The sequence below is a fragment of the Spiroplasma endosymbiont of Apeira syringaria genome (assembly GCF_964020205.1).
GTDB classification, from domain to species: Bacteria; Bacillota_I; Bacilli_A; order Mycoplasmatales; family VBWQ01; genus Spiroplasma_E; species Spiroplasma_E ixodetis_A.
The window spans coordinates 1309410-1334558 of the sequence record NZ_OZ026543.1; the positions used below are offsets into that span (position 1 = coordinate 1309410).

The 25149-nt window shown below is 24.8% G+C and carries 30 protein-coding genes; 9 read left to right on the forward strand and 21 right to left on the reverse strand.

The features are described 5' to 3' along the window. Window positions 1–32 precede the first annotated feature (32 nt). Window positions 33–461 carry a ribose 5-phosphate isomerase B gene (gene rpiB, locus AACL02_RS08020; protein ID WP_174480264.1) on the reverse strand — a complete coding sequence of 143 codons (429 nt, stop codon included), beginning with the start codon at window positions 459–461 and terminating at the stop codon, window positions 33–35. Between the two features lie 86 nt (window positions 462–547). Then, window positions 548–721 (reverse strand): hypothetical protein, encoded by a 174-nt coding sequence (locus AACL02_RS08025; RefSeq protein ID WP_339040713.1) that lies wholly within the window; start codon window positions 719–721, stop codon window positions 548–550. Here AACL02_RS08025 and AACL02_RS08030 point away from each other — a divergent pair. Together AACL02_RS08030 and AACL02_RS08035 are read left to right on the forward strand one after the other, a co-directional pair. Beyond that, entirely contained in the window at window positions 667–810 is a 144-nt protein-coding gene (locus AACL02_RS08030; RefSeq protein WP_339040715.1) for a hypothetical protein, read from the forward strand. The two genes, AACL02_RS08025 and AACL02_RS08030, sit on opposite strands and share 55 nt — an antisense overlap. Window positions 811–870: 60 nt before the next feature. Then, the gene (locus tag AACL02_RS08035; protein ID WP_339040717.1) at window positions 871–1308 is read left to right on the forward strand and encodes a PPC domain-containing DNA-binding protein; all 438 of its coding nucleotides are present in this window, start codon (window positions 871–873) and stop codon (window positions 1306–1308) included. 53 nt (window positions 1309–1361) lie between these two features. Here the strand turns inward: AACL02_RS08035 and fba are convergent, their stop codons facing one another. The 6 genes from fba to AACL02_RS08065 form a co-directional block, all read right to left on the reverse strand. Continuing rightward, complete coding sequence (gene fba / locus AACL02_RS08040; RefSeq protein WP_339040719.1) at window positions 1362–2231, reverse strand: class II fructose-1,6-bisphosphate aldolase; 870 nt, start codon at window positions 2229–2231, stop codon at window positions 1362–1364. Between the two features lie 149 nt (window positions 2232–2380). Beyond that, window positions 2381–3985: a CTP synthase gene (locus AACL02_RS08045; RefSeq protein ID WP_339040721.1), complete on the reverse strand. Its 1605-nt coding sequence runs from the start codon at window positions 3983–3985 to the stop codon at window positions 2381–2383. Window positions 3986–4021: 36 nt separating this feature from the next. Beyond that, window positions 4022–4429, reverse strand: a complete 408-nt coding sequence (rpoE, locus tag AACL02_RS08050; RefSeq protein WP_338961844.1) for a DNA-directed RNA polymerase subunit delta — start codon at window positions 4427–4429, stop codon at window positions 4022–4024. Between the two features lie 51 nt (window positions 4430–4480). After that, a complete protein-coding gene (gene argS / locus AACL02_RS08055; protein WP_338976069.1) occupies window positions 4481–6121 on the reverse strand; it encodes an arginine--tRNA ligase in 1641 nt (546 codons plus the stop codon). Between the two features lie 83 nt (window positions 6122–6204). Further along, the gene (locus AACL02_RS08060) at window positions 6205–7296 is read right to left on the reverse strand and encodes a hypothetical protein (RefSeq protein WP_339040724.1); all 1092 of its coding nucleotides are present in this window, start codon (window positions 7294–7296) and stop codon (window positions 6205–6207) included. A 31-nt stretch (window positions 7297–7327) separates the two neighbouring features. Beyond that, a complete protein-coding gene (locus AACL02_RS08065; RefSeq protein WP_339040726.1) occupies window positions 7328–8521 on the reverse strand; it encodes an HD domain-containing protein in 1194 nt (397 codons plus the stop codon). 310 nt (window positions 8522–8831) lie between these two features. On the opposite strand from AACL02_RS08065, the gene AACL02_RS08070 reads away from it, so the two are divergent. Next, window positions 8832–9587: an IS1595 family transposase gene (locus AACL02_RS08070; RefSeq protein ID WP_339040728.1), complete on the forward strand. Its 756-nt coding sequence runs from the start codon at window positions 8832–8834 to the stop codon at window positions 9585–9587. A 53-nt stretch (window positions 9588–9640) separates the two neighbouring features. Here the strand turns inward: AACL02_RS08070 and gltX are convergent, their stop codons facing one another. The 6 genes from gltX to AACL02_RS08100 form a co-directional block, all read right to left on the reverse strand. Beyond that, window positions 9641–11104: a glutamate--tRNA ligase gene (gene gltX, locus AACL02_RS08075; RefSeq protein WP_339040730.1), complete on the reverse strand. Its 1464-nt coding sequence runs from the start codon at window positions 11102–11104 to the stop codon at window positions 9641–9643. Between the two features lie 22 nt (window positions 11105–11126). Continuing rightward, window positions 11127–11930: a hypothetical protein gene (locus AACL02_RS08080; protein ID WP_339040731.1), complete on the reverse strand. Its 804-nt coding sequence runs from the start codon at window positions 11928–11930 to the stop codon at window positions 11127–11129. A gap of 13 nt (window positions 11931–11943) precedes the next feature. After that, entirely contained in the window at window positions 11944–12600 is a 657-nt protein-coding gene (locus AACL02_RS08085) for a hypothetical protein (RefSeq protein ID WP_339040733.1), read from the reverse strand. A 14-nt stretch (window positions 12601–12614) separates the two neighbouring features. Then, a complete protein-coding gene (locus AACL02_RS08090) occupies window positions 12615–13118 on the reverse strand; it encodes a hypothetical protein (protein ID WP_252319777.1) in 504 nt (167 codons plus the stop codon). Window positions 13119–13203: 85 nt separating this feature from the next. Further along, window positions 13204–14301, reverse strand: a complete 1098-nt coding sequence (ychF, locus tag AACL02_RS08095) for a redox-regulated ATPase YchF (RefSeq protein ID WP_339040735.1) — start codon at window positions 14299–14301, stop codon at window positions 13204–13206. Window positions 14302–14383: 82 nt separating this feature from the next. Next, the gene (locus AACL02_RS08100) at window positions 14384–14938 is read right to left on the reverse strand and encodes a hypothetical protein (RefSeq protein ID WP_339040737.1); all 555 of its coding nucleotides are present in this window, start codon (window positions 14936–14938) and stop codon (window positions 14384–14386) included. On the opposite strand from AACL02_RS08100, the gene AACL02_RS08105 reads away from it, so the two are divergent. Then, complete coding sequence (locus AACL02_RS08105) at window positions 14919–15740, forward strand: IS1595 family transposase (RefSeq protein WP_339040739.1); 822 nt, start codon at window positions 14919–14921, stop codon at window positions 15738–15740. The genes AACL02_RS08100 and AACL02_RS08105 overlap by 20 nt on opposite strands. 391 nt (window positions 15741–16131) lie before the next feature. Here the strand turns inward: AACL02_RS08105 and AACL02_RS08110 are convergent, their stop codons facing one another. Further along, on the reverse strand, window positions 16132–17364 hold the full coding sequence (locus AACL02_RS08110) for a hypothetical protein (protein WP_339040741.1): 1233 nt from the start codon (window positions 17362–17364) through the stop codon (window positions 16132–16134). Window positions 17365–17382: 18 nt separating this feature from the next. On the opposite strand from AACL02_RS08110, the gene AACL02_RS08115 reads away from it, so the two are divergent. After that, window positions 17383–18204, forward strand: coding sequence for an IS1595 family transposase (locus AACL02_RS08115; protein ID WP_281747836.1), 822 nt, complete (start codon window positions 17383–17385; stop codon window positions 18202–18204). 53 nt (window positions 18205–18257) lie between these two features. Here AACL02_RS08115 and AACL02_RS08120 read toward each other — a convergent pair whose 3' ends face one another. Both AACL02_RS08120 and AACL02_RS08125 read right to left on the reverse strand, forming a co-directional pair. After that, complete coding sequence (locus tag AACL02_RS08120; RefSeq protein ID WP_339040743.1) at window positions 18258–19103, reverse strand: hypothetical protein; 846 nt, start codon at window positions 19101–19103, stop codon at window positions 18258–18260. A gap of 35 nt (window positions 19104–19138) precedes the next feature. Next, window positions 19139–20278, reverse strand: coding sequence for a hypothetical protein (locus AACL02_RS08125; RefSeq protein ID WP_339040745.1), 1140 nt, complete (start codon window positions 20276–20278; stop codon window positions 19139–19141). 319 nt (window positions 20279–20597) lie between these two features. Here AACL02_RS08125 and AACL02_RS08130 point away from each other — a divergent pair, with 319 nt between their 5' ends. Further along, window positions 20598–21413 carry an IS1595 family transposase gene (locus tag AACL02_RS08130; RefSeq protein ID WP_339043458.1) on the forward strand — a complete coding sequence of 272 codons (816 nt, stop codon included), beginning with the start codon at window positions 20598–20600 and terminating at the stop codon, window positions 21411–21413. Window positions 21414–21523: 110 nt separating this feature from the next. Here the strand turns inward: AACL02_RS08130 and AACL02_RS08135 are convergent, their stop codons facing one another. Both AACL02_RS08135 and AACL02_RS08140 read right to left on the reverse strand, forming a co-directional pair. Continuing rightward, on the reverse strand, window positions 21524–22156 hold the full coding sequence (locus tag AACL02_RS08135) for a hypothetical protein (RefSeq protein WP_339040747.1): 633 nt from the start codon (window positions 22154–22156) through the stop codon (window positions 21524–21526). A gap of 24 nt (window positions 22157–22180) precedes the next feature. Beyond that, window positions 22181–22357 carry a hypothetical protein gene (locus AACL02_RS08140; RefSeq protein WP_339040749.1) on the reverse strand — a complete coding sequence of 59 codons (177 nt, stop codon included), beginning with the start codon at window positions 22355–22357 and terminating at the stop codon, window positions 22181–22183. A gap of 50 nt (window positions 22358–22407) precedes the next feature. On the opposite strand from AACL02_RS08140, the gene AACL02_RS08145 reads away from it, so the two are divergent. Continuing rightward, a complete protein-coding gene (locus AACL02_RS08145; protein ID WP_281748824.1) occupies window positions 22408–23124 on the forward strand; it encodes an IS1595 family transposase in 717 nt (238 codons plus the stop codon). Window positions 23125–23234: 110 nt separating this feature from the next. Here the strand turns inward: AACL02_RS08145 and AACL02_RS08150 are convergent, their stop codons facing one another. Together AACL02_RS08150 and AACL02_RS08155 are read right to left on the reverse strand one after the other, a co-directional pair. Further along, window positions 23235–23867, reverse strand: coding sequence for a hypothetical protein (locus AACL02_RS08150; protein ID WP_339040747.1), 633 nt, complete (start codon window positions 23865–23867; stop codon window positions 23235–23237). 24 nt (window positions 23868–23891) lie between these two features. Further along, entirely contained in the window at window positions 23892–24068 is a 177-nt protein-coding gene (locus tag AACL02_RS08155) for a hypothetical protein (protein WP_339040752.1), read from the reverse strand. On the opposite strand from AACL02_RS08155, the gene AACL02_RS08160 reads away from it, so the two are divergent. Both AACL02_RS08160 and AACL02_RS08165 read left to right on the forward strand, forming a co-directional pair. Further along, window positions 24014–24835 (forward strand): IS1595 family transposase, encoded by an 822-nt coding sequence (locus AACL02_RS08160; RefSeq protein ID WP_339040754.1) that lies wholly within the window; start codon window positions 24014–24016, stop codon window positions 24833–24835. The genes AACL02_RS08155 and AACL02_RS08160 overlap by 55 nt on opposite strands. Before the next feature lie 108 nt (window positions 24836–24943). Next, entirely contained in the window at window positions 24944–25111 is a 168-nt protein-coding gene (locus AACL02_RS08165; protein WP_281749041.1) for a hypothetical protein, read from the forward strand. Window positions 25112–25149: the final 38 nt, after the last annotated feature.

Genomic DNA, 25149 nt, shown 5'->3' on the forward strand with positions numbered 1-25149 from the left:
TGTGGGGAGAAGTCCGTAATTTAATAGTAAAATTATTTTAGTTTTGCAACTCTTAATTGATGTCTTTTTTCATCACTTGTTTTAGTATTTAAAAATAATTTCACAAGTTCTACTGCTTTATAATCAGAAATAATTCTAGCACCTAGTGCTAAAACATTAGCGTCATTATGAAGTCTTGCCAATCTTACTGTTTCTTCCTCATAGCAAAGAGCACAACGAACACCATTAATACGATTGGTAGCAATGCTAATACCAATACCAGTACCACAAATTACAATACCAAAATCTGCTTTTTTACTAACAATAGCATTTGCAACATTAAAACCAAAATTAGGATAATCAACAGGTTCACTGCTATTTGTTCCTAAATCTAAAATTTGATAGCCTTCTGTATGTAAAAATTTAATAATTGGTTGTTTAAATTCATAAGCGGTATGATCATTACCAATAGCAATTACTAAACCATTAGTTTTCAACTTTATCACTTCCTTAGTTTAAATATTAGTTTTATTATACCTATTAATTTTAAAATTAATATATTTTCTTTTTAAAATAATTTTGGCTTTTCTCAGCATTTATGTGATAAAACTAAAATAGTACATAAAGGGAGAAAAGCCTTAAAATTAAAACACCTAATACATTTGTTTTCTTTCAAATTTGCTATATATGCAAGACATTGCTGTTCAGTTTGAAAAGCATTGTTGAATTCATTCAGTTTCATTATTCCCTCCACAAGTACATGTGGGGAGAAGTCCGATAATTTTTATTACAAAAAGAAAAATATTTTTTTCCTATAATAATCAATTTTAATCATTATTGCTATTAATAAATATGTTAAAATACTGCTAAAAGAAAGGTGAGATTCTTATTATGAAAATTAAAAAAATGATCGGAAATAAGTATGCATTAATTATTGAAAAAGATGAAATGATTATTAAAACTTTAGAGCAATTTGCTATTAAAGAAAACATAGGAATGGCACAATTCCAAATGATTGGTGCTATTACTAATGTCACTTTAGGCTACATTCCTAAAAAAAGTACTGATTATGTAAAAAAAACTTTTCTTGAACAATATGAATTGTTATCAACAATTGGAACAATCATTTGAGATGAAAAAGATAGAAATAAACCAATTATTCATTGTCATACTACTTTTGGTGATGATAATTTTAACGTAATTGGTGGTCATATGTTAGACGCGAAAGTTGCTATTAAGGCCGAAGTAATAATTGATATTTTAACTAATGAAAAAATATCACAAGTTATTGATAATAAAAGTAATTTTCATATTTGAAATTTATCTTAATTTAAGGAAAATTATTTAAAAATGGTCATATTATTACTAATATGACCATTTTTTTAAGATTTTCCTAATGAACCAAATTCTGTTAATAATTCTTTAGCTTTAAGTTTAATTGCTTCCATTCCTGGCTTAAAAATTTTTCTAGGATCAAACCCTTTATCTTCATTAAGTTTTCCTTCCGTAACATATTTTTCAATAGCTGCGGCGAATACTTCTTGTAATTCAGTATTAACATTAATTTTACTAATTCCTAAATTAATAGCTTTTTTAACCTGATCTTTTGGAATTCCAGAACCACCATGTAATACCATTGGCTTATTTGAAGCTACTGATAAATTTTTTAACACATCAAAATTTAAACCATCTCAATTTTTAGGATACTTTCCATGAATATTATTTATTCCGGCTGCTAAAAAGTCAATTCCTAAAGCTGCTAATGATTTACAATCTTCCTCACTAGCAATCTCACCACTACCAATAACTCCATCTTCTTCACCACCAATAGTACCTGCTTCTGCTTCAACAGATGCATTTTTTTTCTTAGCATAAGTAACTACTTCTTTGGTACCTTTTATATTTTCATTAAAATATAAATGAGAACCATCAAACATAACTGAACTAAAACCAGCATCTAATGCTTTCTTACAAGAATCTATTGATTGACCATGATCTAAATGTAATGCCACTGGAATAGTAATATTTAAATCATTCAATAACGCTAAAGTCATACTAACAACTGTGTTAAATCCACCCATGTATTTAATAGCACCTTCTGAAACACCTAAAATAACAGATGATTTAGTTTCTTGTGCAACTTCAAGAATAGATCTTGTTCATTCTAAATTATTAATATTAAAGTGAGCAACGGCATATTTACCTGCTTTTGCTTTATCAATCATATTTTTTGCACTAACAAATTTATTCATTTCTTTTCCTTCTTTCTTAAAATATTATAACCTTATATTATATATTTTCATAAAAAATCTAGTTGCATATCTAGTTGCATATATATTTTGAGAATATACAATTCATAAAAATTATAACAATTTTAAAATTAAATTTTCTTACTTAATCATTATTTTTTAATAATACTTTTAATTAATCCTAAAAATAAAGGATTTGGTTTATTAATTCTGGATGTGAATTCAGGATGAAACTGACTTGCAATAAAGAATGGATGTACTTCTTTTGGCAACTCAATCACTTCTACCAAATCTTCTTTATTATATATACCACTAAAAATTAATCCATTTTTTGCAAGTAATGTTTTATAACTATTATTAAATTCATAACGATGACGATGACGTTCAATAATAATAGTTTGTTTATAAAGAGATTTTGCTAATGAATCATTAATTAAAGTGGTTGGATAATTACCCAATCTTAAAGTTCCCCCAATTTGATCATTTTTATTTTTACCACGTAATAAATCAAAAATAGGATTTTTAGTTTTTTCATTAAATTCAGTAGAATTAGCATCTTGTAAATTACATACATTACGAGAATATTCAATACAAGCTAACTGCATACCTAAACATAATCCCAAGAAAGGAACTTTATTAACTCGAGTATAATTAATTGCATTGATTTTGCCTTCAACACCACGATTACCAAAGCCACCAGGAACAATTATTGCTTGGAAAGGGGAAAGCATAGAATTAATGTTTTTACTATCTAAACTTTCAGCGTTAATAATTTTATAATTAACTTTAGTATTAAGACTATAACCTGCAATTTTCAATGATTCAATTACTGATAAGTAAGCATCACTTAAATTCGAATACTTTGCCACAATACCAACAGTAACTTCTTGATTAATATTATCTAACTTTTTAACAATTGCATGTCATTCTGACATATCTGGTTTAGTTTTATTTAACTTTAATAATTCTGAAACTACTTCATCAATTTTTTGTTGTTCTAAAGATAATGGCACTTTATAAATATTATCACAATCAGGAATTGCTAAAACATGACTGCGTTTAATATTACAAAATAAAGATAATTTATCAAAAATATGATCAGGTGGCATAGTTTCACTACGACAAACCAAAATATCAGGTTGAATACCTAATGATAATATTTCTTTTACTGAATGTTGACTGGGTTTCGTTTTAAATTCACCAACCGAATGTAAATAAGGAATTAATGTAGTGTGAATAACAATAACATTTTCATGACCTTTTTCGTTTTTAACTTGTCTAATGGCTTCAATAAAAGCTAATGATTCAATATCACCAACTGTTCCACCAATTTCGGTAATAATAACATCAGCCTTACTATTAATTGCGGAATTAAAAATATGTTTTTTAATTTCATCAGTAACATGAGGTACAACTTGTACAGTTTTCCCTTCATAAAAACCATCACGTTCCTTTTTTAAAACAGTTTGGTATACTTTTCCGGCAGTAATATTGGAATCTCTAGTCAGATTTTCATCAATAAAACGTTCATAATGACCTAAATCTAAATCAGTTTCAGCACCATCACTAGTTACATATACTTCACCGTGTTGATAAGGACTCATAGTACCTGGGTCAACATTAATATAAGGGTCAAATTTTTGCATAAAAATCTTAATATTTTTTTGCTTTAATATACGCCCAAGCGATGCTGCCGTAATTCCTTTACCTAAAGATGATACAACACCACCAGTAATAAATATATACTTTGAATTCATTAGTTTTCTCCTAAATATTAATTAATAATATCATTATTATTCATCATCATAACTATCTTCTAATGGTTTAATACTAATGGTATCTAAATCATCATCTTCATCTTCTACGTCTTCACTTAAATCTATAGTTTCATCATTATCTGTAACTGTTTCAGTACTATCAATTTCGTCTTTTGTATTACTTGGAATTTCTACTCTTGTCATATGTTCTTTAATTTCCTCTAATGAGACTTCATTACGTGGATATCAAAGTTTATCATTTTTTAAGAAAAAATTGGTATTTAAAATAATTCCAGTATAAAGTTCACCAGCAATTTTTTCTTCATCTTCTTTAGAAATATTACATTGTTTTTTAACATGTGTTCAAATTTCATTAAAACTGCTTTTTTTCTTTTTGCATAAAAAACTATATGCTACTTCTACTAATGTTTGTTTGTTTTGCATTTCTTAATCACCTTCTAAATTGTATATTATAAATAATAAAAAATATATTTTTTACATCTTTTTAGGCGCATCCACACCAATTAAATTTAAAGCATTGGCCATTATTTGTTTTATTGCTAAAACTAATGTTAATCGTTGAATTGTTAATTGTTGATCTTCACTAATAACTTTATGTTTATTATAATAAGAATGAAATAACTTAGCTAATTTCTGAATATAATTTGTAAGTAAATGCGGTTGATGCTGTTTTTCAATTTTTTGCAAAATAATTATATATTCATCTAATGTAATCAATAATTCTTTTTCCTTTTGTTCTGTTAATAAATTAATACTATTTGCAATTTCAAATTTTGGATAATTCTCTATAATTTGATTTATACGTGCATGAACATATTGTGCATAATAAACAGGATTTTCGTTAGATTGTTGTTTAGCAAGTGCTAAATCAATATCAAGATGTGATTCAACTGATCTTGATACTAAAAAATAACGTAAAGCATCCTTTCCAATTAAATCTATCATATGTCTTAAAGTTATTGATGTTCCTGCTCTTTTTGACATTTTTTGTTCTTTGCCATTATCAATAACCTTTACCATTTGCATACATAAAATATCAAGTTTAGTGGCATCATTATTAAGCATATATAATCCTGCTTTAATTCGTGGAATATAGCCATAATGATCTGCTCCTCAAATATTAATTAACACATCACTACGTTGAAATTTAATATGATGATAAGCTAAGTCAGGAAGCATATATGTATAAGTTTTGTCTTTCTTAACAATTACACGATCTTTATCATCTTCAAATAAAGTAGTTTTTAAAAAAATAGCACCATCAAGTTGATAAGTATTGCCTTGCATTTCAAATTGTTTGATTAAATTAGAAATAATATTTTCTTTATATAAAAATGATTCAGAAAATCAAATATTAATTTTAACTTTAAATTTTTTTAAATCTTTTTTAATTTCTGAAAGCATATAATTAATACCAAATTCTTTAAAAATTAAAGAAGAGGTTTCATCAAAAGGTTTATTTGCAAATTTATTACCATTTAATTTCAAAAATGATTGTGCAGCAGTTAAAATTTCAGAACCACGATAACTTTCTTTTGGTAATTCAACAGCATTTCCACAAAGATTTTGATAATTTATGAAAATTGAATTGGCCAAAACATTAATTTGATTACCAGCATCATTAATATAGTATTCTCTAACTATATTATATCCTCTATGTTCTAATATATTAGCTAAACTATCACCAATAGCCGCATTTCTTGCATGTCCTAAATGTAAAAGTCCGGTTGGATTGGCACTAATAAATTCAATATTATAAGTAATATTTTTTTTATTAGATTGACCATATAATGATTTCTCATTAATAATTTTCATTAATAACAAACTAAATACTTCAACATTAATATTAATATTAATAAAACCAGGGGTAATATAATCAATTTTTTTAATTAATGGGTGTTTCTGATGAATATTTTTAACTATAATTTCAGCAATGTCTAATGGTTTTTGTTTATATTTTTTTGCTAATATCATTGCTATTGATGTAGAATAATCACCTAAGTCATTATTTTTATTAATTTCAATAATAACTTGATTCAATTCTATTTCATAATTTGCAAATGCTACTGCATCAAGAATAATAGTAGTGAGTTCATTAATAACATAACTGTCCACAGTTCAGACCCCTTTCAATATCTAAAATATTATACTCATAAATTTAATTTATATCATATAAAAAAATAAAAATAAATACTTTTTTATAAAAGTTGCTCAATTGTATCATTAACATACTGTATAAATCCAATTCTTATTAAAAATTCCAAAATAGCAACATCATTGTAATTTAAATCAATTAATTCTTGATAGTTACCAAAAATTTGATTATCCAGTACATTTCTTAATTTATCATTAATTTTTTTTGGATCATCTTCGATCTTAATTCCTGAAACTTTAACTAATTCTAAATCAATTTTTTTTTGCATTTTAACTTTAGTATTATCATCTTTATATAATTCTATTAATTTTAAATATAATTCTTGTAATAAACTTAAAGCCTTGACAAAATTACTTAGTAATTCTTGTTCATTAACAATATACGAATTTAAATTATGAAAATAATTATGATTTATCTCAGCTTCATATCTTGCTGCTTGACCACCAGGATTAATTTTTTCAAAATAACGCAAACGTTCTCTTAAATTTAATAATATTTTACTCATTTCCTCACTTTCAACTCTTGTAGTACTAATTAATTTAATCAATCGTATTAAATTATGAAAATTAAATTTTTTCTTACTAGCTGAAGGTTCAACTTGAATATATTTTCTTAAACAATGCTTTAGTTTTAATTCTAACGATTGATATACTGAAAAAAGAGTAATATGAAAATTATCATATCCAATCCCTTTTTTAATATTTAAAATAGCGTTAACTGCATACATATTAGCGCGATCATTATCATTACCCAAAACATTAGTTAAATGCAAAGTTCTTGGAAACTTATTAATCATTGTAAGTAATGTTTCTTTAAATTTAATTTTTAACGTATTATCTTTAAATTTAATTTGATTTATTTTAACTGATTTTAAATCATTATATTCATTACCTATTATAAGGTAGGCAAAAATAGAAAAATAAACTATTACTTTTTCTTTAAAATTTATTCAAGTAAAATTTAAAGTTTTAATAGCATTTTCAATTTTTTCTTTATTAATTAATACGCCCAATATCACTATTACTTCTTGCGTTGCTAAGTGATACTCATGTGAATTTAAGTAAAAATCTCCTGGCGTTAAATCTAAAATATTTGGATACTCAAAAACTTTATTAATTGATTTTAAAATTTTCATAATTACCTCATTTTATAACAGTTTTAAATTTCTATTTCTTTTTTAAAAAATAAATTGTATTTGGTGCTTTAATTGGATCTTGCAAAATTTGTGAGATTTTTTCTAAAGTAATATACTCTTCGTTTTTTGTTTTAATAATAATTGGATCTTTTTTAAAATAATAAAGTACATTTTTTAAATCTTGTTTAACCCCAATAACATTAGTGTTATTTTGACTTGTTAATAACAACAATTCATTTTCTCAGTTAAAACAAAATAAAATTACTTTTGATATTTTTACTAACTCATTATCGTTTTCAAAATTAATAATATCTTGCATTAACTTAATTAAAGTAGCATCTGTTCAATTTAAATATGTTTGTATTTCAACGCTTTTTCCCTCAAAAATAGCAATAAAATCATGAATATTGACTTTAAATGAATAAGTTTTATCAAAATATAATTCAGTTATTCTTGAAAATAATTTTTGTAAATTAAGATCAAAAAGAATTCCACTTTTATGATAATAAACTTGATAATACATATGGAACCTTGTGATTAAATAATTTTCAATAGCAGAAATTGCCTTGTATGAAAAAACTAAACCCTCTTTAATATCAATTATCATATTTGTAATAATTCAATCAATATCAATACTTCCATAACCAACTCCTGTAAAATATCCATCACGCATTAAATAATCAATACGATCACAATCTAATTGCGATGATACCAATTGAATTTGATATTTAGGATAATTTTTATAATCCTTCTTAAGGATACCAATAATAGCATTAATATTAATATTAAATTGTTTTAAAATCATGTTAATTTCAGTATTATTATCATTAATAATAGCACAAGTATAATCTTCATGAGTAAAATTTTCTTTTTTATTAACATTAAGGTTTATGATTTTTTCAAAAGTGTGTGAAAAAGGACCGTGTCCTAAATCATGTAATAAACCAGCAATTTTAATGTTTATTTTTTCCTCTTTAGTTAATAAAGAAGAACCTTCAACTTCACTAAGAACACGATTTAATATATGATAAACACCGATACTATGAACATATCTAGTATGAGTTGCATTAGGAAAAGCAATTTGGACACCACCAAGTTGATTAATTCATCTTAATCTTTGAAATTCTTTACAAGATATTAACGCCTGAATAACTGGTTCGCTGATATTAATATTTTTGTGTATAGCGTCACGAATAAAAGTTACTTTATAATTATTGCTTGACATAAATTTTAACCTCTCATTAATATCTTATAAATTTTAGGTATTATTAATTTTTTATTTTAATAGTAACATAATATAAAATTTTTCTTCTATTTTAATAATTATTTTGAGTAAAAAGAACAATTTTATAATTTTTATTTATAACAAAAGTAAATATTATATTTTCTATATAAGTAATAATAATTATTTTTCTTTAATATTTAAAATTTAATCGGACTTCTCCCCACATGTACTTGTGGAGGGAATAATGAAACTGAATTAATTCAAAAATGCTTTTCAAACTGAACAGCAATGTCTTGCATATATAGCAAATTTGAAAGAAAACAAATTTATTAGGTGTTTTAGTTTTAATTTGAATACTTCTGATTTAAAAAGAATGAGATGTTTAAAATGTAATCAAACATTTAGCATTCTCACAGGCACCATATTTTCAAGGTCACAAACATCTTTAACATCTTGGTTTTATCTTATCTTTAGATGAATAAACACCAAACACGGAATTCCATCAACAGATATTGCAAAAGAATTGGGAGTGACTTTGAAAACTGCTTGAAGAATGACTCATAAAATCAGAACACGTATTGCAAAACAAAAACCTCAATTTATTGTTGAAGGTACAGTGCAAATTGATGAAATGTATCTTTCACATATGGGTTTTAAAAAACAAGGAAGATCCTTGGTTAATAAAACCTTGATTGTTGGCATTTATCAAAAAACAACCAATAATTTAATTGTGAAAGTATTGAAAAACGCAAAGAGTAAAAATCTTTTGCAGTTTGCAAAAAACCACATTTCTTCAAAATGTCTTGTATATACTGATTCTTGAAAAGGATATTGCGATTTTAAATCAGTTTTCACTAAGCATGAAACAGTTAACCATCAAGATGGCTATGTTTCAAAAATTGGTGTAAATACCAACCAAATTGAATCAGTTTGAAAACATATAAGAAGAACATTTAAAACACATATCAAAGTTGCAAAACATCATGTTCATTTATATGCTAAAGAAGCTGCATATAAATTCAACAAGATACCTAGTTTTGAAACTGTAATTCTATGTTTGATTTAAAAATGTGGGGAGAAGTCCGTAGATAGGCTTTTCTCAGCATTTATGTGATAAAATTAAAATAGTACATAAAGGGAGAAAAGCCAATTTAATTTCACATTATTAATAATGGTATCATAACCTAATAGTTTAATGGTGCTAACTAAATCAGGTCCATGCATTTGTCCTGTCGTAATAATTCTAATTGGCATAAATAATAATTTGCCGTTAACATTAGTTTCTTTTTTAACTTCATTAATAATGTTTTTAATATTATCACTAGTTCAATTTTTACAATCAATAATCTTTTTAATAAATGTTGTACAAACTAAGTTACATTCATTATCATTCAAAAAAGTCTTTGCTTCTATATCTACCTTAAAATTATTTTTAAAAAATAAACTTACCAATTCATTAATTTGACTACCATATTCTAACTGTGATTGATAAATTAATAATACTTCTTTTCATCATTCAATAGTTTTGCTATTTCAATTATATTTTTCTTTAATAAAAGGTGTTACTAAAGCTAAGTATTGTTCAACATTTAATCTTTTAATATAATAATTATTCATTCACACTAATTTTTCTGGATCAAACATGCTTGGTGCTTTACTTAAATATTTTGGGGTAAATAATTTAATTAATTGTTCTTTAGTATAAATTTCTTTTTCTTCATGCGAACTTCATCCTAATAAAGCAATAAAATTAAAAATTGCTTCTGGTAAATATCCTTCTTTACGATATTGATGAATAAATTGGATAATGCTACCATCACGTTTTGATAATTTTTTACGTTTATTATTAACAATTAATGTTAAGTGGGCAAAAATTGGCATTTTCCAATTAAAATACTCATAAATAACTAATTGTTTTGGTGTATTTGACAAATGTTCTTCACCACGAAAAACATGACTTATTTCCATTAAATGATCATCAATAACAACAGCGAAATTATAAGTGGCCACTCCATTTGATTTAATAATAATGTAATCTCCTAAATCTACTGAATTAAATTCAACATTACCACGAACTAAATCTTTAATTTTATAACTTTTATTAGTGGGAATTTTAACTCTAATAGCATATGAAATTTTATTTTGTAAATTTTCTTCAATTACAGACTGCTCTAATTTTGAACATGTTCCATCATACTGGAAAGCTAAAATATTTTTATCTGCTTGTTTCTTACGCATTTCTTCTAGATATTGAGGTGTACAAAAACAATAATATGCTTTTTTTTCTTTTATTAGTATTAATGCATATTGAATATATATATTTAAACGTTCAGTTTGTTTATAAGGACCATATTTACCTGGTAAATCAATAGTTTCATCAGGAATTATTTCCATTCAACGTAAATTATCTAATTGTGAACTAATTCCATCTTCAATATTGCGTTCTAAATCAGTATCTTCAATTCTAACTATAAAATCTCCTTTGTTATTTTTTGCAAATAAATAATTAAATAATGCTGTTCTAGCACCACCAATATGTAAATACCCAGTAGGACTAGGTGCATATCGTACACGAATTTTCATATTTTCACCATCTTTATTAAATTTAAGATTTTTTAATCTTACTAACTTTTTTTTCTACTTTATTAGTCTTTTTTTTAGAATTTAATTTTTTTTTATTATTTTTAGAGGATTTCATTATTTTTTTACGATTAGTTTTAGATTGTAATTTTTCATTTACTTCTTCATCAAGAAAAATTGTAATAGTCTGTGTATCATTTGGATCAAATTCATTAGAACTTGGTAATGGTTGTTTTAATTCTGGTTCAAATTCAATTGCTTGTTCAATACGTTGACGATAAAAGTGATATGTTTGAACATTAATTAAATTTAATTTAAGTAATAAAATAACTGCTGCAACAAGTAATGCAAAATAAAAACCAAAAATTGATCAAACAATTGTTGAAGAAACTCAATTTCGATAATAAAAACTTGGTTTTTCAATTGTTCCACCCCTATTAGGTATTATTTGTGCACTATCATTACTTCATTCACAATAAAGCAATTGACCAGAAAAACTTATTAAAAATCCAACAACAAAAATTATAAAGTTTACAACTAAAAATACAAATTTAAAACGAGGAGATTTTTCGAGAAAAACTCTTGCCGTAAAAATACAACTTATCAACCCAAAACTACTTACAATCAAACCTATTACTGGTAAATAATAAACTGCAGTATAACTTGAAGGATTAAAACTTGGTGAAGGTTCTGAAATTTGAAAACCATAATAATATAAATCTTTTAAAACTGTATTTTTTGACAAAGCAATTAAAAAAAATAATTCATAAATAATAAATGTGCTTAATAATAAATAAAAACTAATAAACCACCAATTACGAATTCTCATAAATCTGTCCCCCTTATTTAATATTCAAAGTTTTTTTACTAAATCCCTTTTCTTGTTTTTTAATTTTTTTTAATTCTTGTTTTCTAATTCGTCTTTGTTTTTTTTCCATACTTCTAGTAGTATAAATTTCATAATCTGAGTTCATAAATGTAAACTTTCTACGCATAATTCAAAAAAATAGTTGTGTAATCAAAAGTAAAAAAAGACTAAAAATAATAAATATTCTTGCAATAATTGGATTAATTCAATGATAATTTTCATTATATAATATTCCAGATTGTGAAATATAAGTTAATTGTACTTCTGAACTTAACATTACACTAAGAATTAATAATCAAAAAGCAGTATAAAACATTCTACTGCTATACTTTGAAGACACAATACTTACTCTAGGAGCAAATATTAATAAAATCATACTTACAGTAATTGCAATTAAACAAACAATTGGTGCATAAAATAAATTCAAAATAGGATAATTAAAATCAGTAAGTACATTATATAATTTATATTTTGATACATTAATAGCAGCAAATAATGAAAAAATAAAAACTGATAAAAAAAGAACTATTGATATTGTCAAATAAACAAAATATGCATTTTTAGTTTTTTGTTCATATGGAATAAAACATGTTTCTTTGTTTTTAAGATTATCTAAATCTTTAATTTTCATTATTTTCACCTACTTTATTTTTCATTAGGTAATTCTTCAACTACTAAAATTAAAATAATCGCTGCTATTACTTCACATATTCATACAATTAATGAGATTAATGAAAAAAATAATAATACTGGTATTGATCAAAAAACTAGACTACCGCTTAACATTAATGTTGATAATATTAATGTTGAAATAGCAGTAATTCTAAATGAAGATTTCTTTTTAAGTTTCTTTGCTGGTATCATAAAACAAATAATACTGACTAAAATTGCAATTCCAACATATGATAATGATAAAGCTAATTGTAGTTTACTAAATTCAAACCCCATTTTTTGCCCAACAAATGCATTAACTATTAATAGTATTAAAAAAGCAATACTACCAATAATTTGCACAATTGGTGATCAAAAAAGTAAAGCTCTTGAAACTTTTATTTTATTAAGAACATCAAACTTTTTAGTTTTTTTATTTGGAACATAATTGTTTTCTTGAATGTCAGAATCAGGATTTTGTAAATTACTTTTTAACATAATAATTTTTTCCTTTCTTGCTAGTATATTTTCAAATTAATTATAGCAAAACTATAACCTTTTTATAATTAATATTATCTTAAAACTAAACATTAAAAAGGAAATGACAAATATCACCATCTTCAACTATATAATTTTTACCTTCAACTCTCATTTTTCCCTTTTCCTGAACATTTTTTTCACTACCCAATAATTCTATATCTTGATAATTATAAACTTTAAGTCTAATAAAACCTTTCATGAAATCTGTATGAATGATACCAGCACACTCTGGTGCTTTCATTCCTTTAATAAAAGTTCAAGCATGAACTTCTTTGGGTCCAACAGTAAAATAAGTACCTAAATTTAATAGTTTATAAGTTGCTAATACAATTTGATCAATTCCTGATTCAAAAATATTTAACTCTTTAAACATTTCTTTTTTTTCTTCTGCTTCTAATTCAGAAAGTTCACATTCTGTCTTAGCACAAACAACAATTACAGTAATATTTTTTTTGCTCATATATTGTTGTAATTGTTCAACATATTTATTAGTTTTAGTTATTAAATCTTTTTCATTAATATTAGCAATAACAATTATTGGTTTAGCAGTTAAAAAATTATAAGGTTTAATCATTAGTAATTCTTCTGAACTTAACTTTTGATTGCGAATAGCAATACCATTGTTTAATTCATTATTAATTTTTTCTAATAAAGCTACCTCAGCAATACCTTGTTTATCTCTAGTTATTTGCGATTTTTTACGAACTTTTTCTTTTCGTTTACTTATTACTTCTTGATCAGCTAACATTAATTCCAATTCAATAATTTCAAAATCATTAATTGGATCAATTTTATTTTCAACATGAGTAACATTAATATCATCAAAACAACGAATAACTTCGCATATTGCATCAACCGTTCTAATATTGGCAAGAAATTGATTACCTAATCCTTCACCTTTACTAGCGCCTTTGACAAGTCCAGCAATATCATGTAATTCTAAAATTGTTGGTACAACTTTTTGTGGATTAAAAATTTTTATTAAATTTAAAATTCTTGAATCATTGACTGGAACGCTACCAATATTTGGTTTTATAGTAGCGAAAGGATAATTTTCAATTAATACTTGTGAATTGGTTATGGCTTTAAATAATGTTGATTTACCTACATTAGGTAAACCAAAGATACCAGCAGTTAACATATAATATACACCTGTTTCTTTTACTTATATGATTACATCGTATCATATAAATTATAAAGAAAAATATAAAATTAATTATCAATTAAGAAAAATTTAATTTTGGAGTTGATTTGGATGGTAATGGTACAGTATTTACTAAATTATTAGATTCATTAATAGTATTACCAGCAAGTTCTTCATCATCGCTTTCATCATCAAAAGGATTTGTACTAACTGGTTTAGGAGTAATCTGACCAGAACAAATGCCACTATCACTAGATGCTGTTCTAGTAAGACAATGATTAAATTCTTGACGAGATGATTCAGTACTGCTTTCTAAATCACTATACTGTGGAAAACTATAACTATTAAGTTCTCTTAATATTTTATCGATATCAATAATAGAATAATCATTTTCTTCAAATTCAGAAGAAAGTGAACTTATCGCACTATCAGTACTATTTGAAATTGATAATTTAGGTTTTTTTTCAATTATTCATTCATCTCAAGGCTCAGATGTTGGTAATAGTTCTGGTATACTTTGTCTTTGATAAGGTACGCTTATTTTATCTATTGATGTTTTATTTTCATTTAAATTTGCAACGGACTTCTCCCCACATGTACTTGTGGAGGGAATAATGAAACTGAATGAATTCAAAAATGCTTTTCAAACTGAACAGCAATGTCTTGCATATATAGCAAATTTGAAAGAAAACAAATGTATTAGGTGTTTTAGTTTTAATTTGAATACTTCTGATTTAAAAAGAATGAGATGTTTAAAATGTAATCAAACATTTAGCATTCTCACAGGCACCATATTTTCAAGGTCACAAACATCTTTAACATCTTGGTTTTATCTTATCTTTAGATGAATAAACACCAAACATGGAATTCCATCAACAGATATTGCAAAAGAATTGGGAGTGACTTTGAAAACTGCTTGAATAATGACTCATAAAATCAGAACACGTATTGCAAAACAAAAACCTCAATTTATTGTTGAAGGTACAGTGCAAATTGATGAAATGTATCTTTCACATATGGGTTTTAAAAAACAAGGAAGATCCTTGGTGAATAAAACCTTGATTGTTGGCATTTATCAAAAAACAACCAATAATTTAATTGTGAAAGTATTGAAAAACGCAAAGAGTAAAAATCTTTTGCAGTTTGCAAAAAACCACATTTCTTCAAAATGTCTTGTATATACTGATTCTTGAAAAGGATATTGCGATTTTAAATCAGTTTTCACTAAGCATGAAACAATTAACCATCAAGATGGCTATGTTTCAAAAATTGGTGTAAATACCAACCAAATTGAATCAGTTTGAAAACATATAAGAAGAACATTTAAAACACATATCAAAGTTGCAAAACATCATGTTCATTTATATGCTAAAGAAGCTGCATATAAATTCAACAAGATACCTAGTTTTGAAACTGTAATTCTATGTTTGATTTAAAAATGTGGGGAGAAGTCCGTAGATAGGCTTTTCTCAGCATTTATGTGATAAAATTAAAATAGTACATAAAGGGAGAAAAGCCATTTGCAATTAAAGTTCCAAAATTTTTTATATTATTTTCTTTAATCACTTTGATATTTCTTTTTGTTTTTTTTCATGTTCACGATAATTTATTTATTATTTTTTGTCATCAACTAAGTTTTTTAAATTTTGTTTTTGATATTTCTACTAAAGATTTTTGACAGTGTTCAATATCAATAGTTTTAATATTGTAAAGTTTACTTAAAAATATTGTTTTATAATCATCAAAATCATCATAACCAGTATATATTTTTAAATTGTTTTTAATAATATTATAGTTTTTATCTCAACATAAATATTTTTCAATACTTTAAGGTGCAACTTCATTCGCTTTCTCATAATATCTGATAAAAGTTAGATAGTCATTATAAAATCATGAATTTGCTATTTTTTGGTTACTTAATTCAGAAATTTTATTTTTAATAAAACTGATTTTTTTAACAAGTTGTTCGATATCTAACTTTAATTGTGCTAATATCTTTTGATTTTGTAGTTGAACATTTACAATTGTATGATTAGTTAACGTTTCTCATTCCTGTTTCTTAATTTGTAAAAGTTCAATAATGCTATCATGTAACTTAGTTAAATCATTAACTGCCGTTCTTATTTTACTATCAACTATTAAAAATGATTTTCTTATGGCGGCAAGTTTTTCTTTTATTTCTAGTAGCCTGTTTTTTGCAATTAAACTATCTCTAAGAATTTTAAAATTAATGGCAGATGTTTCAGTTTTATAACTACCTAAAAAATATTTTTTATTATAATAAAAAATATCAAATGTTACATTGGTGTTGTTTTTATTTTGATTTAAATTTTTAATATTTTCTTTACTGTTTTCACTAAAGACAAAATTTAAATTACCATTAGTAAGATTTTCTTTTAATTCTTGACTAATTTTTAAAATTTTTTCATATTGCATTTGACCTTTTTCAATTAATTGTTTATATTCTTCTATTTCTTGTTCAATAGTTACTAATAATTTTTCTTTAATTTTTTGCAAATTAATTTCTCATTCTCAATTATTGAAAAAATTTTGATTATTAACTTTAACAAAACTTAAAACTGAATTACTAATTTTTTTAAGTTTGTTCGATAACAATTCTACATGTTCTACTAATTCTTTATCTTTTCAAATTATATAATCATTTATTAACGATTGTAACTTCAAAATTTCTTGTCAATTTGGAAATGTAACTTCTTCTTTATTTAAAGTAAAATTGAATGTCCCACAATTATTAATCGTAATGTCTCTTATTTTATATTCTAATTGTTTTTTTGAATTTAAATATTGAATAATAACAGTAAAATCATCTTTATTTTTTGTTAAAACTTTAAATGAAACTGCTTGTTTTTCATTAATACCAGTAATATCAATTATACTATTAATTGAAATAATATCATCAACTTTTCAATTACCAGTTGCCAATCTTTGTTGATTTAATTTTTGTTTAATTCTTTGTCTTGAGACTTTGAATATATCAGATAATTCTTCTTGAAAACCTTGTACTAATTGCTGATTTATTTTTCGGACTTCTCCCCACATGTACTTGTGGAGGGAATAATGAAACTGAATGAATTCAACAATGCTTTTCAAACTGAACAGCAATGTCTTGCATATATAGCAAATTTGAAAGAAAACAAATGTATTAGGTGTTTTAATTTTAATTTGAATACTTCTGATTTAAAAAGAATGAGATGTTTAAAATGTAATCAAACATTTAGCATTCTCACAGGCACCATATTTTCAAGGTCACAAACATCTTTAACATCTTGGTTTTATCTTATCTTTAGATGAATAAACACCAAACATGGAATTCCATCAACAGATATTGCAAAAGAATTGGGAGTGACTTTGAAAACTGCTTGAAGAATGACTCATAAAATCAGAACACGTATTGCAAAACAAAAACCTCAATTTATTGTTGAAGGTACAGTGCAAATTGATGAAATGTATCTTTCACATATGGGTTTTAAAAAACAAGGAAGATCCTTGGTGAATAAAACCTTGATTGTTGGCATTTATCAAAAAACAACCAATAATTTAATTGTGAAAGTATTGAAAAACGCAAAGAGTAAAAATCTTTTGCAGTTTGCAAAAAACCACATTTCTTCAAAATGTCTTGTATATACTGATTCTTGAAAAGGATATTGCGATTTTAAATCAGTTTTCACTAAGCATGAAACAGTTAACCATCAAGATGGCTATGTTTCAAAAATTGGTGTAAATACCAACCAAATTGAATCAGTTTGAAAACATATAAGAAGAACATTTAAAACACATATCAAAGTTGCAAAACATCATGTTCATTTATATGCTAAAGAAGCTGCATATAAATTCAACAAGATACCTAGTTTTGAAACTGTAATTCTATGTTTGATTTAAAAATGTGGGGAGAAGTCCGTAGATAGAATTTTCTCAGCATTTATGTGATAAAATTAAAATAGTACATAAAGGGAGAAAAGCCTTATTTTTAATACAATACTTATCTTAGTAAATTTTTCTTCTGCTTTGTCTTTATAATTTTTAATAACATTATTTTTTAATATTTGATTTTCTGATAAAAAATGTTCTTCTAACGCAAACTTAAGCCAAATTTCTTGCTTCTCATTAGGAAAATAAACATTCATTAACTCATTAACTAACTTAGTAAAATCTTTTTGTGATTCTCAAAATTTAATAGATATTTCTTCTAACTGTTGTTGATATTTTCTAATTTCTTCATTGTTTTTAGAGTTTAATATTTTTAATTTGATATCTTTAATATTGTTTATGGTTTCAGAAAAAATTCCTTCATAATTTGCATATGATAATAACGAAAAATAAGATTCTCCCATCCTTTTTGATGTATAAATAGGACTTGTCTTTGCTAAAAGTTTATTTTTTTCTATTTCTTTAAGTTCTTCTAAAAATTGTAATAAATTTCCAATAACAGCTTCTGGTTTATGTTGAAGTTCAAGAGGTAAATTTTTATGAATTTCAACAAATCCAGGAAAATTTTCAAAAAATAAATTATCAATTTTATAATCAAAATCAGTAGCTAATAAATTATTATTTTTAGTGCTTCTAATAATATATCCTTTAACAGCTTCTCTATTATATAAAGATAAATTATGCACCTCATTAAAAACATTACTTATTATTAAATATTCTTTACTTTTTGTCAATAACCTTTTCTGTAAATAACTTAACATTTGAACATTATTAACCAATTTTATCCTTGTTAGCAAATAATTTAATCGTTCTTGTTTAATCTTTTCATTTTTATGTAAAATTTTTTGCATTTCTGCAATTGCATTTTTTAATTTATTTTCTGTTTTTAAAAAAGCATTTTTTTTCTACATTTTTTTTGTAAATTGACTAGATCAGCAACCGCTTTGTTATCTTCAGCAATTAAATTAACAAAACTTACAATTTCTTGATCTAATTTTGCAATTTCTTGATCTAACATCTTAAAACCATTTGTTGTTTTTTCTGATTCTAAATTTAACAGTTTTAAAATAAAATGCATTGAAAATACACCATCATAAATGTTTACTAATAATTCTAACTTTGTTATTCATTTCGTTTCAATTTGGAATGTAGCAGAAGTAAAAGATTTACTTCAATTATTATCATCAATTTTATACATAAAATTTAATTTTATGTCAAAAATATTTGTTTGGTCACCAATTTTAACATCTTCTAATTTAATTTTAAATTTTGCTAACTCTTCTTTAGTAAAAATTGAGCCAGTTTTATTATTTAAATTATTTAATAATTCTGTTTGGGAAATTAATGAGGTGATATCATCAACATTAATATTTGTCTCTTGCGAATAAGCAGAAACGTTTATTACTTCATGCAATTGATTAATTTTTTGTATAAATAACTTTAATTTTCCTACCATTGTTAATAATTTAACAGAACTCGCTGTTGAAGAAACGCCAATTTTTTCTGCTGCTTGTTTAATAAGAGAAACATTTTCGGTCATTGGTAATGTTCCTCTATTATGTTCTAATAAAATATTGGAAACTTTCTTTTTTAAAGAAAACAAATTTAAATATTCAAAATTGTAAGTGGTTTCATTAGACACATAAAAATTACTTCTTTGAAAACAAACAGTATCATGAAAAGTATCATTATATTTTCTTAACTGACCTTTAGCATTTAATAAATAAATTTCTTCTACATCTAGAAAACGAGAAATGACTCTTCCAAATCTAGTTTCACTTTTTCAATCGATAAAATTGTTAGTCCGTTGTGATTTATCATCAACATAACTATATTTAGTATCCAATTCTGCGGCAGTAAAAGCAGGAATTAATACTTTTTCTCCTTCCAATGTTTCACCAAATACGACAAATCTTGTACCTTGCGAAGCATTCTCTGTCTTAAAAATTAATGTTTTATTATTATTAAAAAAAAATTTTAATTGTTGACCTTTTGTTATGTTGTTAAAATTAAATGTGTTTGGCATTATTTTCCTCCCTATTTTTTGTTTTTTATTAAATTTAATATTAATATAATAATTTCATTATTGTTATTTCAAATATTTAAAACAAAAAATACCAACTTGATTTGAAAATCAAGGTGGTATGTTATAACCTTTTAAAATTAAATAATATTAAAAGAAATTAACTTTTAATATTTAGGATTATACATATTTTTAAAAAAAAATACAATTAAAAACTATTTCAATATCTTTAATATTTAATTTAATTACTAATTTTAGTATAATTAGTTTTTTTAATTTATCGGACTTCTCCCCACATGTACTTGTGGAGGGAATAATGAAACTGAATGAATTCAACAATGCTTTTCAAACTGAACAGCAATGTCTTGCATATATAGCAAATTTGAAAGAAAACAAATGTATTAGGTGTTTTAATTTTAATTTGAATACTTCTGATTTAAAAAGAATGAGATGTTTAAAATGTAATCAAACATTTAGCATTCTCACAGGCACCATATTTTCAAGGTCACAAACATCTTTAACATCTTGGTTTTATCTTATCTTTAGATGAATAAACACCAAACATGGAATTCCATCAACAGATATTGCAAAAGAATTGGGAGTGACTTTGAAAACTGCTTGAAGAATGACTCATAAAATCAGAACACGTATTGCAAAACAAAAACCTCAATTTATTGTTGAAGGTACAGTGCAAATTGATGAAATGTATCTTTCACATATGGGTTTTAAAAAACAAGGAAGATCCTTGGTGAATAAAACCTTGATTGTTGGCATTTATCAAAAAACAACCAATAATTTAATTGTGAAAGTATTGAAAAACGCAAAGAGTAAAAATCTTTTGCAGTTTGCAAAAAACCACATTTCTTCAAAATGTCTTGTATATACTGATTCTTGAAAAGGATATTGCGATTTTAAATCAGTTTTCACTAAGCATGAAACAGTTAACCATCAAGATGGCTATGTTTCAAAAATTGGTGTAAATACCAACCAAATTGAATCAGTTTGAAAACATATAAGAAGAACATTTAAAACACATATCAAAGTTGCAAAACATCATGTTCATTTATATGCTAAAGAAGCTGCATATAAATTCAACAAGATACCTAGTTTTGAAACTGTAATTCTATGTTTGATTTAAAAATGTGGGGAGAAGTCCGTAGATAGGCTTTTCTCAGCATTTATGTGATAAAATTAAAATAGTACATAAAGGGAGAAAAGCCTAATTTATTTATATTAATACTATTACAATTAAATAACAGTAAATGATCTCACTAATTCAGAAGTAGATAAACTATCATCTAAGCATATACCACTATCGATAATATCTTGTTTAGAAAATGCTTTTTGACTATTAGAAATAGATACAGTTTCTTCTTTATTTAAACTGCTATTTTCTGCAATCATTATTTTACTTTCATTTTCAATATCTTCTTCATCAGTATCTTCTCAGTTATCAACAGAAAAATAACGTGGAGGAAGTTCATCTAATATTTCATGTATCCTATTTAAATCTTCTGCCTTTTTAAGTAACTTAGCAATTTCAATAACTTTAGTAGTTTCATCATTTATATTCATTTTTTCATTAAACAAATCAGTTAAATCCAATACATTGTCTTCAGAAATTTGTTCTTTTTCTAATCAATTATTAATTTTTTGATTAAATAATTTAGTTAAAATTACTGCATCTTCCTCAGAAATATTAAACTTTTTTAATCAATCATTATTTTTTTCATTAAATAACTTGGTTAAAATTGCTACATCTTCTTCAAAAATTTTTCTTTCTTTAAACAAATAATTAATCATTTTTACTCAATTAATTTCATCTTTATATTTTCTAAAAATAATACGTTTAAATAACGTATTCTTATCTTTTTCTGGCATATTTAATTTTCCTTTCAATGTTTTTTAAATAACATTATAACATCAAATATAATTATAAAAACTTTTACAATAGTATATAACTATAAATAAGTAAGGCTTAAAAATAAATATCGGACTTCTCCCCACATGTACTTGTGGAGGGAATAATGAAACTGAATGAATTCAACAATGCTTTTCAAACTGAACAGCAATGTCTTGCATATATAGCAAATTTGAAATAAAACAAATGTATTAGGTGTTTTAGTTTTAATTTGAATACTTCTGATTTAAAAAGAATGAGATGTTTAAAATGTAATCAAACATTTAGCATTCTCACAGGCACCATATTTTCAAGGTCACAAACATCTTTAACATCTTGGTTTTATCTTATCTTTAGATGAATAAACACCAAACATGGAATTCCATCAACAGATATTGCAAAAGAATTGGGAGTGACTTTGAAAACTGCTTGAAGAATGACTCATAAAATCAGAACACGTATTGCAAAACAAAAACCTCAATTTATTGTTGAAGGTACAGTGCAAATTGATGAAATGTATCTTTCACATATGGGTTTTAAAAAACAAGGAAGATCCTTGGTGAATAAAACCTTGATTGTTGGCATTTATCAAAAAACAACCAATAATTTAATTGTGAAAGTATTGAAAAACGCAAAGAGTAAAAATCTTTTGCAGTTTGCAAAAAACCACATTTCTTCAAAATGTCTTGTATATACTGATTCTTGAAAAGGATATTGCGATTTTAAATCAGTTTTCACTAAGCATGAAACAGTTAACCATCAAGATGGCTATGTTTCAAAAATTGGTGTAAATACCAACCAAATTGAATCAGTTTGAAAACATATAAGAAGAACATTTAAAACACATATCAAAGTTGCAAAACATCATGTTCATTTATATGCTAAAGAAGCTGCATATAAATTCAACAAGATACCTAGTTTTGAAACTGTAATTCTATGTTTGATTTAAAAATGTGGGGAGAAGTCCGTAGATAGGCTTTTCTCAGCATTTATGTTATAAAATTAAAATAGTACATAAAGGGAGAAAAGCCTAATTTATTTATATTAATACTATTACAATTAAATAACAGTAAATGATCTCACTAATTCAGAAGTAGATAAACTATCATCTAAGCATATACCACTATCGATAATATCTTGTTTAGAAAATGCTTTTTGACTATTAGAAATAGATACAGTTTCTTCTTTATTTAAACTGCTATTTTCTGCAATCATTATTTTACTTTCATTTTCAATATCTTCTTCATCAGTATCTTCTCAGTTATCAACAGAAAAATAACGTGGAGGAAGTTCATCTAATATTTCATGTATCCTATTTAAATCTTCTGCCTTTTTAAGTAACTTAGCAATTTCAATAACTTTAGTAGTTTCATCATTTATATTCATTTTTTCATTAAACAAATCAGTTAAATCCAATACATTGTCTTCAGAAATTTGTTCTTTTTCTAATCAATTATTAATTTTTTGATTAAATAATTTAGTTAAAATTACTGCATCTTCCTCAGAAATATTAAACTTTTTTAATCAATCATTATTTTTTTCATTAAATAACTTGGTTAAAATTGCTACATCTTCTTCAAAAATTTTTCTTTCTTTAAACAAATAATTAATCATTTTTACTCAATTAATTTCATCTTTATATTTTCTAAAAATAATACGTTTAAATAACGTATTCTTATCTTTTTCTGGCATATTTAATTTTCCTTTCAATGTTTTTTAAATAACATTATAACATCAAATATAATGATAAAAACTTTTACAATAGTATATAACTATAAATAAGTAAGGCTTAAAAATAAATATCGGACTTCTCCCCACATGTACTTGTGGAGGGAATAATGAAACTGAATGAATTCAACAATGCTTTTCAAACTGAACAGCAATGTCTTGCATATATAGCAAATTTGAAAGAAAACAAATGTATTAGGTGTTTTAGTTTTAATTTGAATACTTCTGATTTAAAAAGAATGAAATGTTTAAAATGTAATCAAACATTTAGCATTCTCACAGGCACCATATTTTCAAGGTCACAAACATCTTTAACATCTTGGTTTTATCTTATCTTTAGATGAATAAACACCAAACATGGAATTCCATCAACAGATATTGCAAAAGAATTGGGAGTGACTTTGAAAACTGCTTGAAGAATGACTCATAAAATCAGAACACGTATTGCAAAACAAAAACCTCAATTTATTGTTGAAGGTACAGTGCAAATTGATGAAATGTATCTTTCACATATGGGTTTTAAAAAACAAGGAAGATCCTTGGTGAATAAAACCTTGATTGTTGGCATTTATCAAAAAACAACCAATAATTTAATTGTGAAAGTATTGAAAAACGCAAAGAGTAAAAATCTTTTGCAGTTTGCAAAAAACCACATTTCTTCAAAATGTCTTGTATATACTGATTCTTGAAAAGGATATTGCGATTTTAAATCAGTTTTCACTAAGCATGAAACAGTTAACCATCAAGATGGCTATGTTTCAAAAATTGGTGTAAATACCAACCAAATTGAATCAGTTTGAAAACATATAAGAAGAACATTTAAAACACATATCAAAGTTGCAAAACATCATGTTCATTTATATGCTAAAGAAGCTGCATATAAATTCAACAAGATACCTAGTTTTGAAACTGTAATTCTATGTTTGATTTAAAAATGTGGGGAGAAGTCCGTAGATAGGCTTTTCTCAGCATTTATGTGATAAAATTAAAATAGTACATAAAGGGAGAAAAGCCATAAATATAACTTTTAGGAGGAAAATATGGAAAAGAAACTTTTAACTTATCCTCATGATATATCAAAAAAATTATTAATCATACTAGGTATAAGTAAAATTGCAATTGGTTTGTCTATCTTATTTGTTTTTATTACAAACTTAATTATCTATACTAATTCAGGATTAATATTTCCTTTTAGAGAAATAACATAAAATAAATTTACAAAATAAAAAATGAGTATAAATGCTTT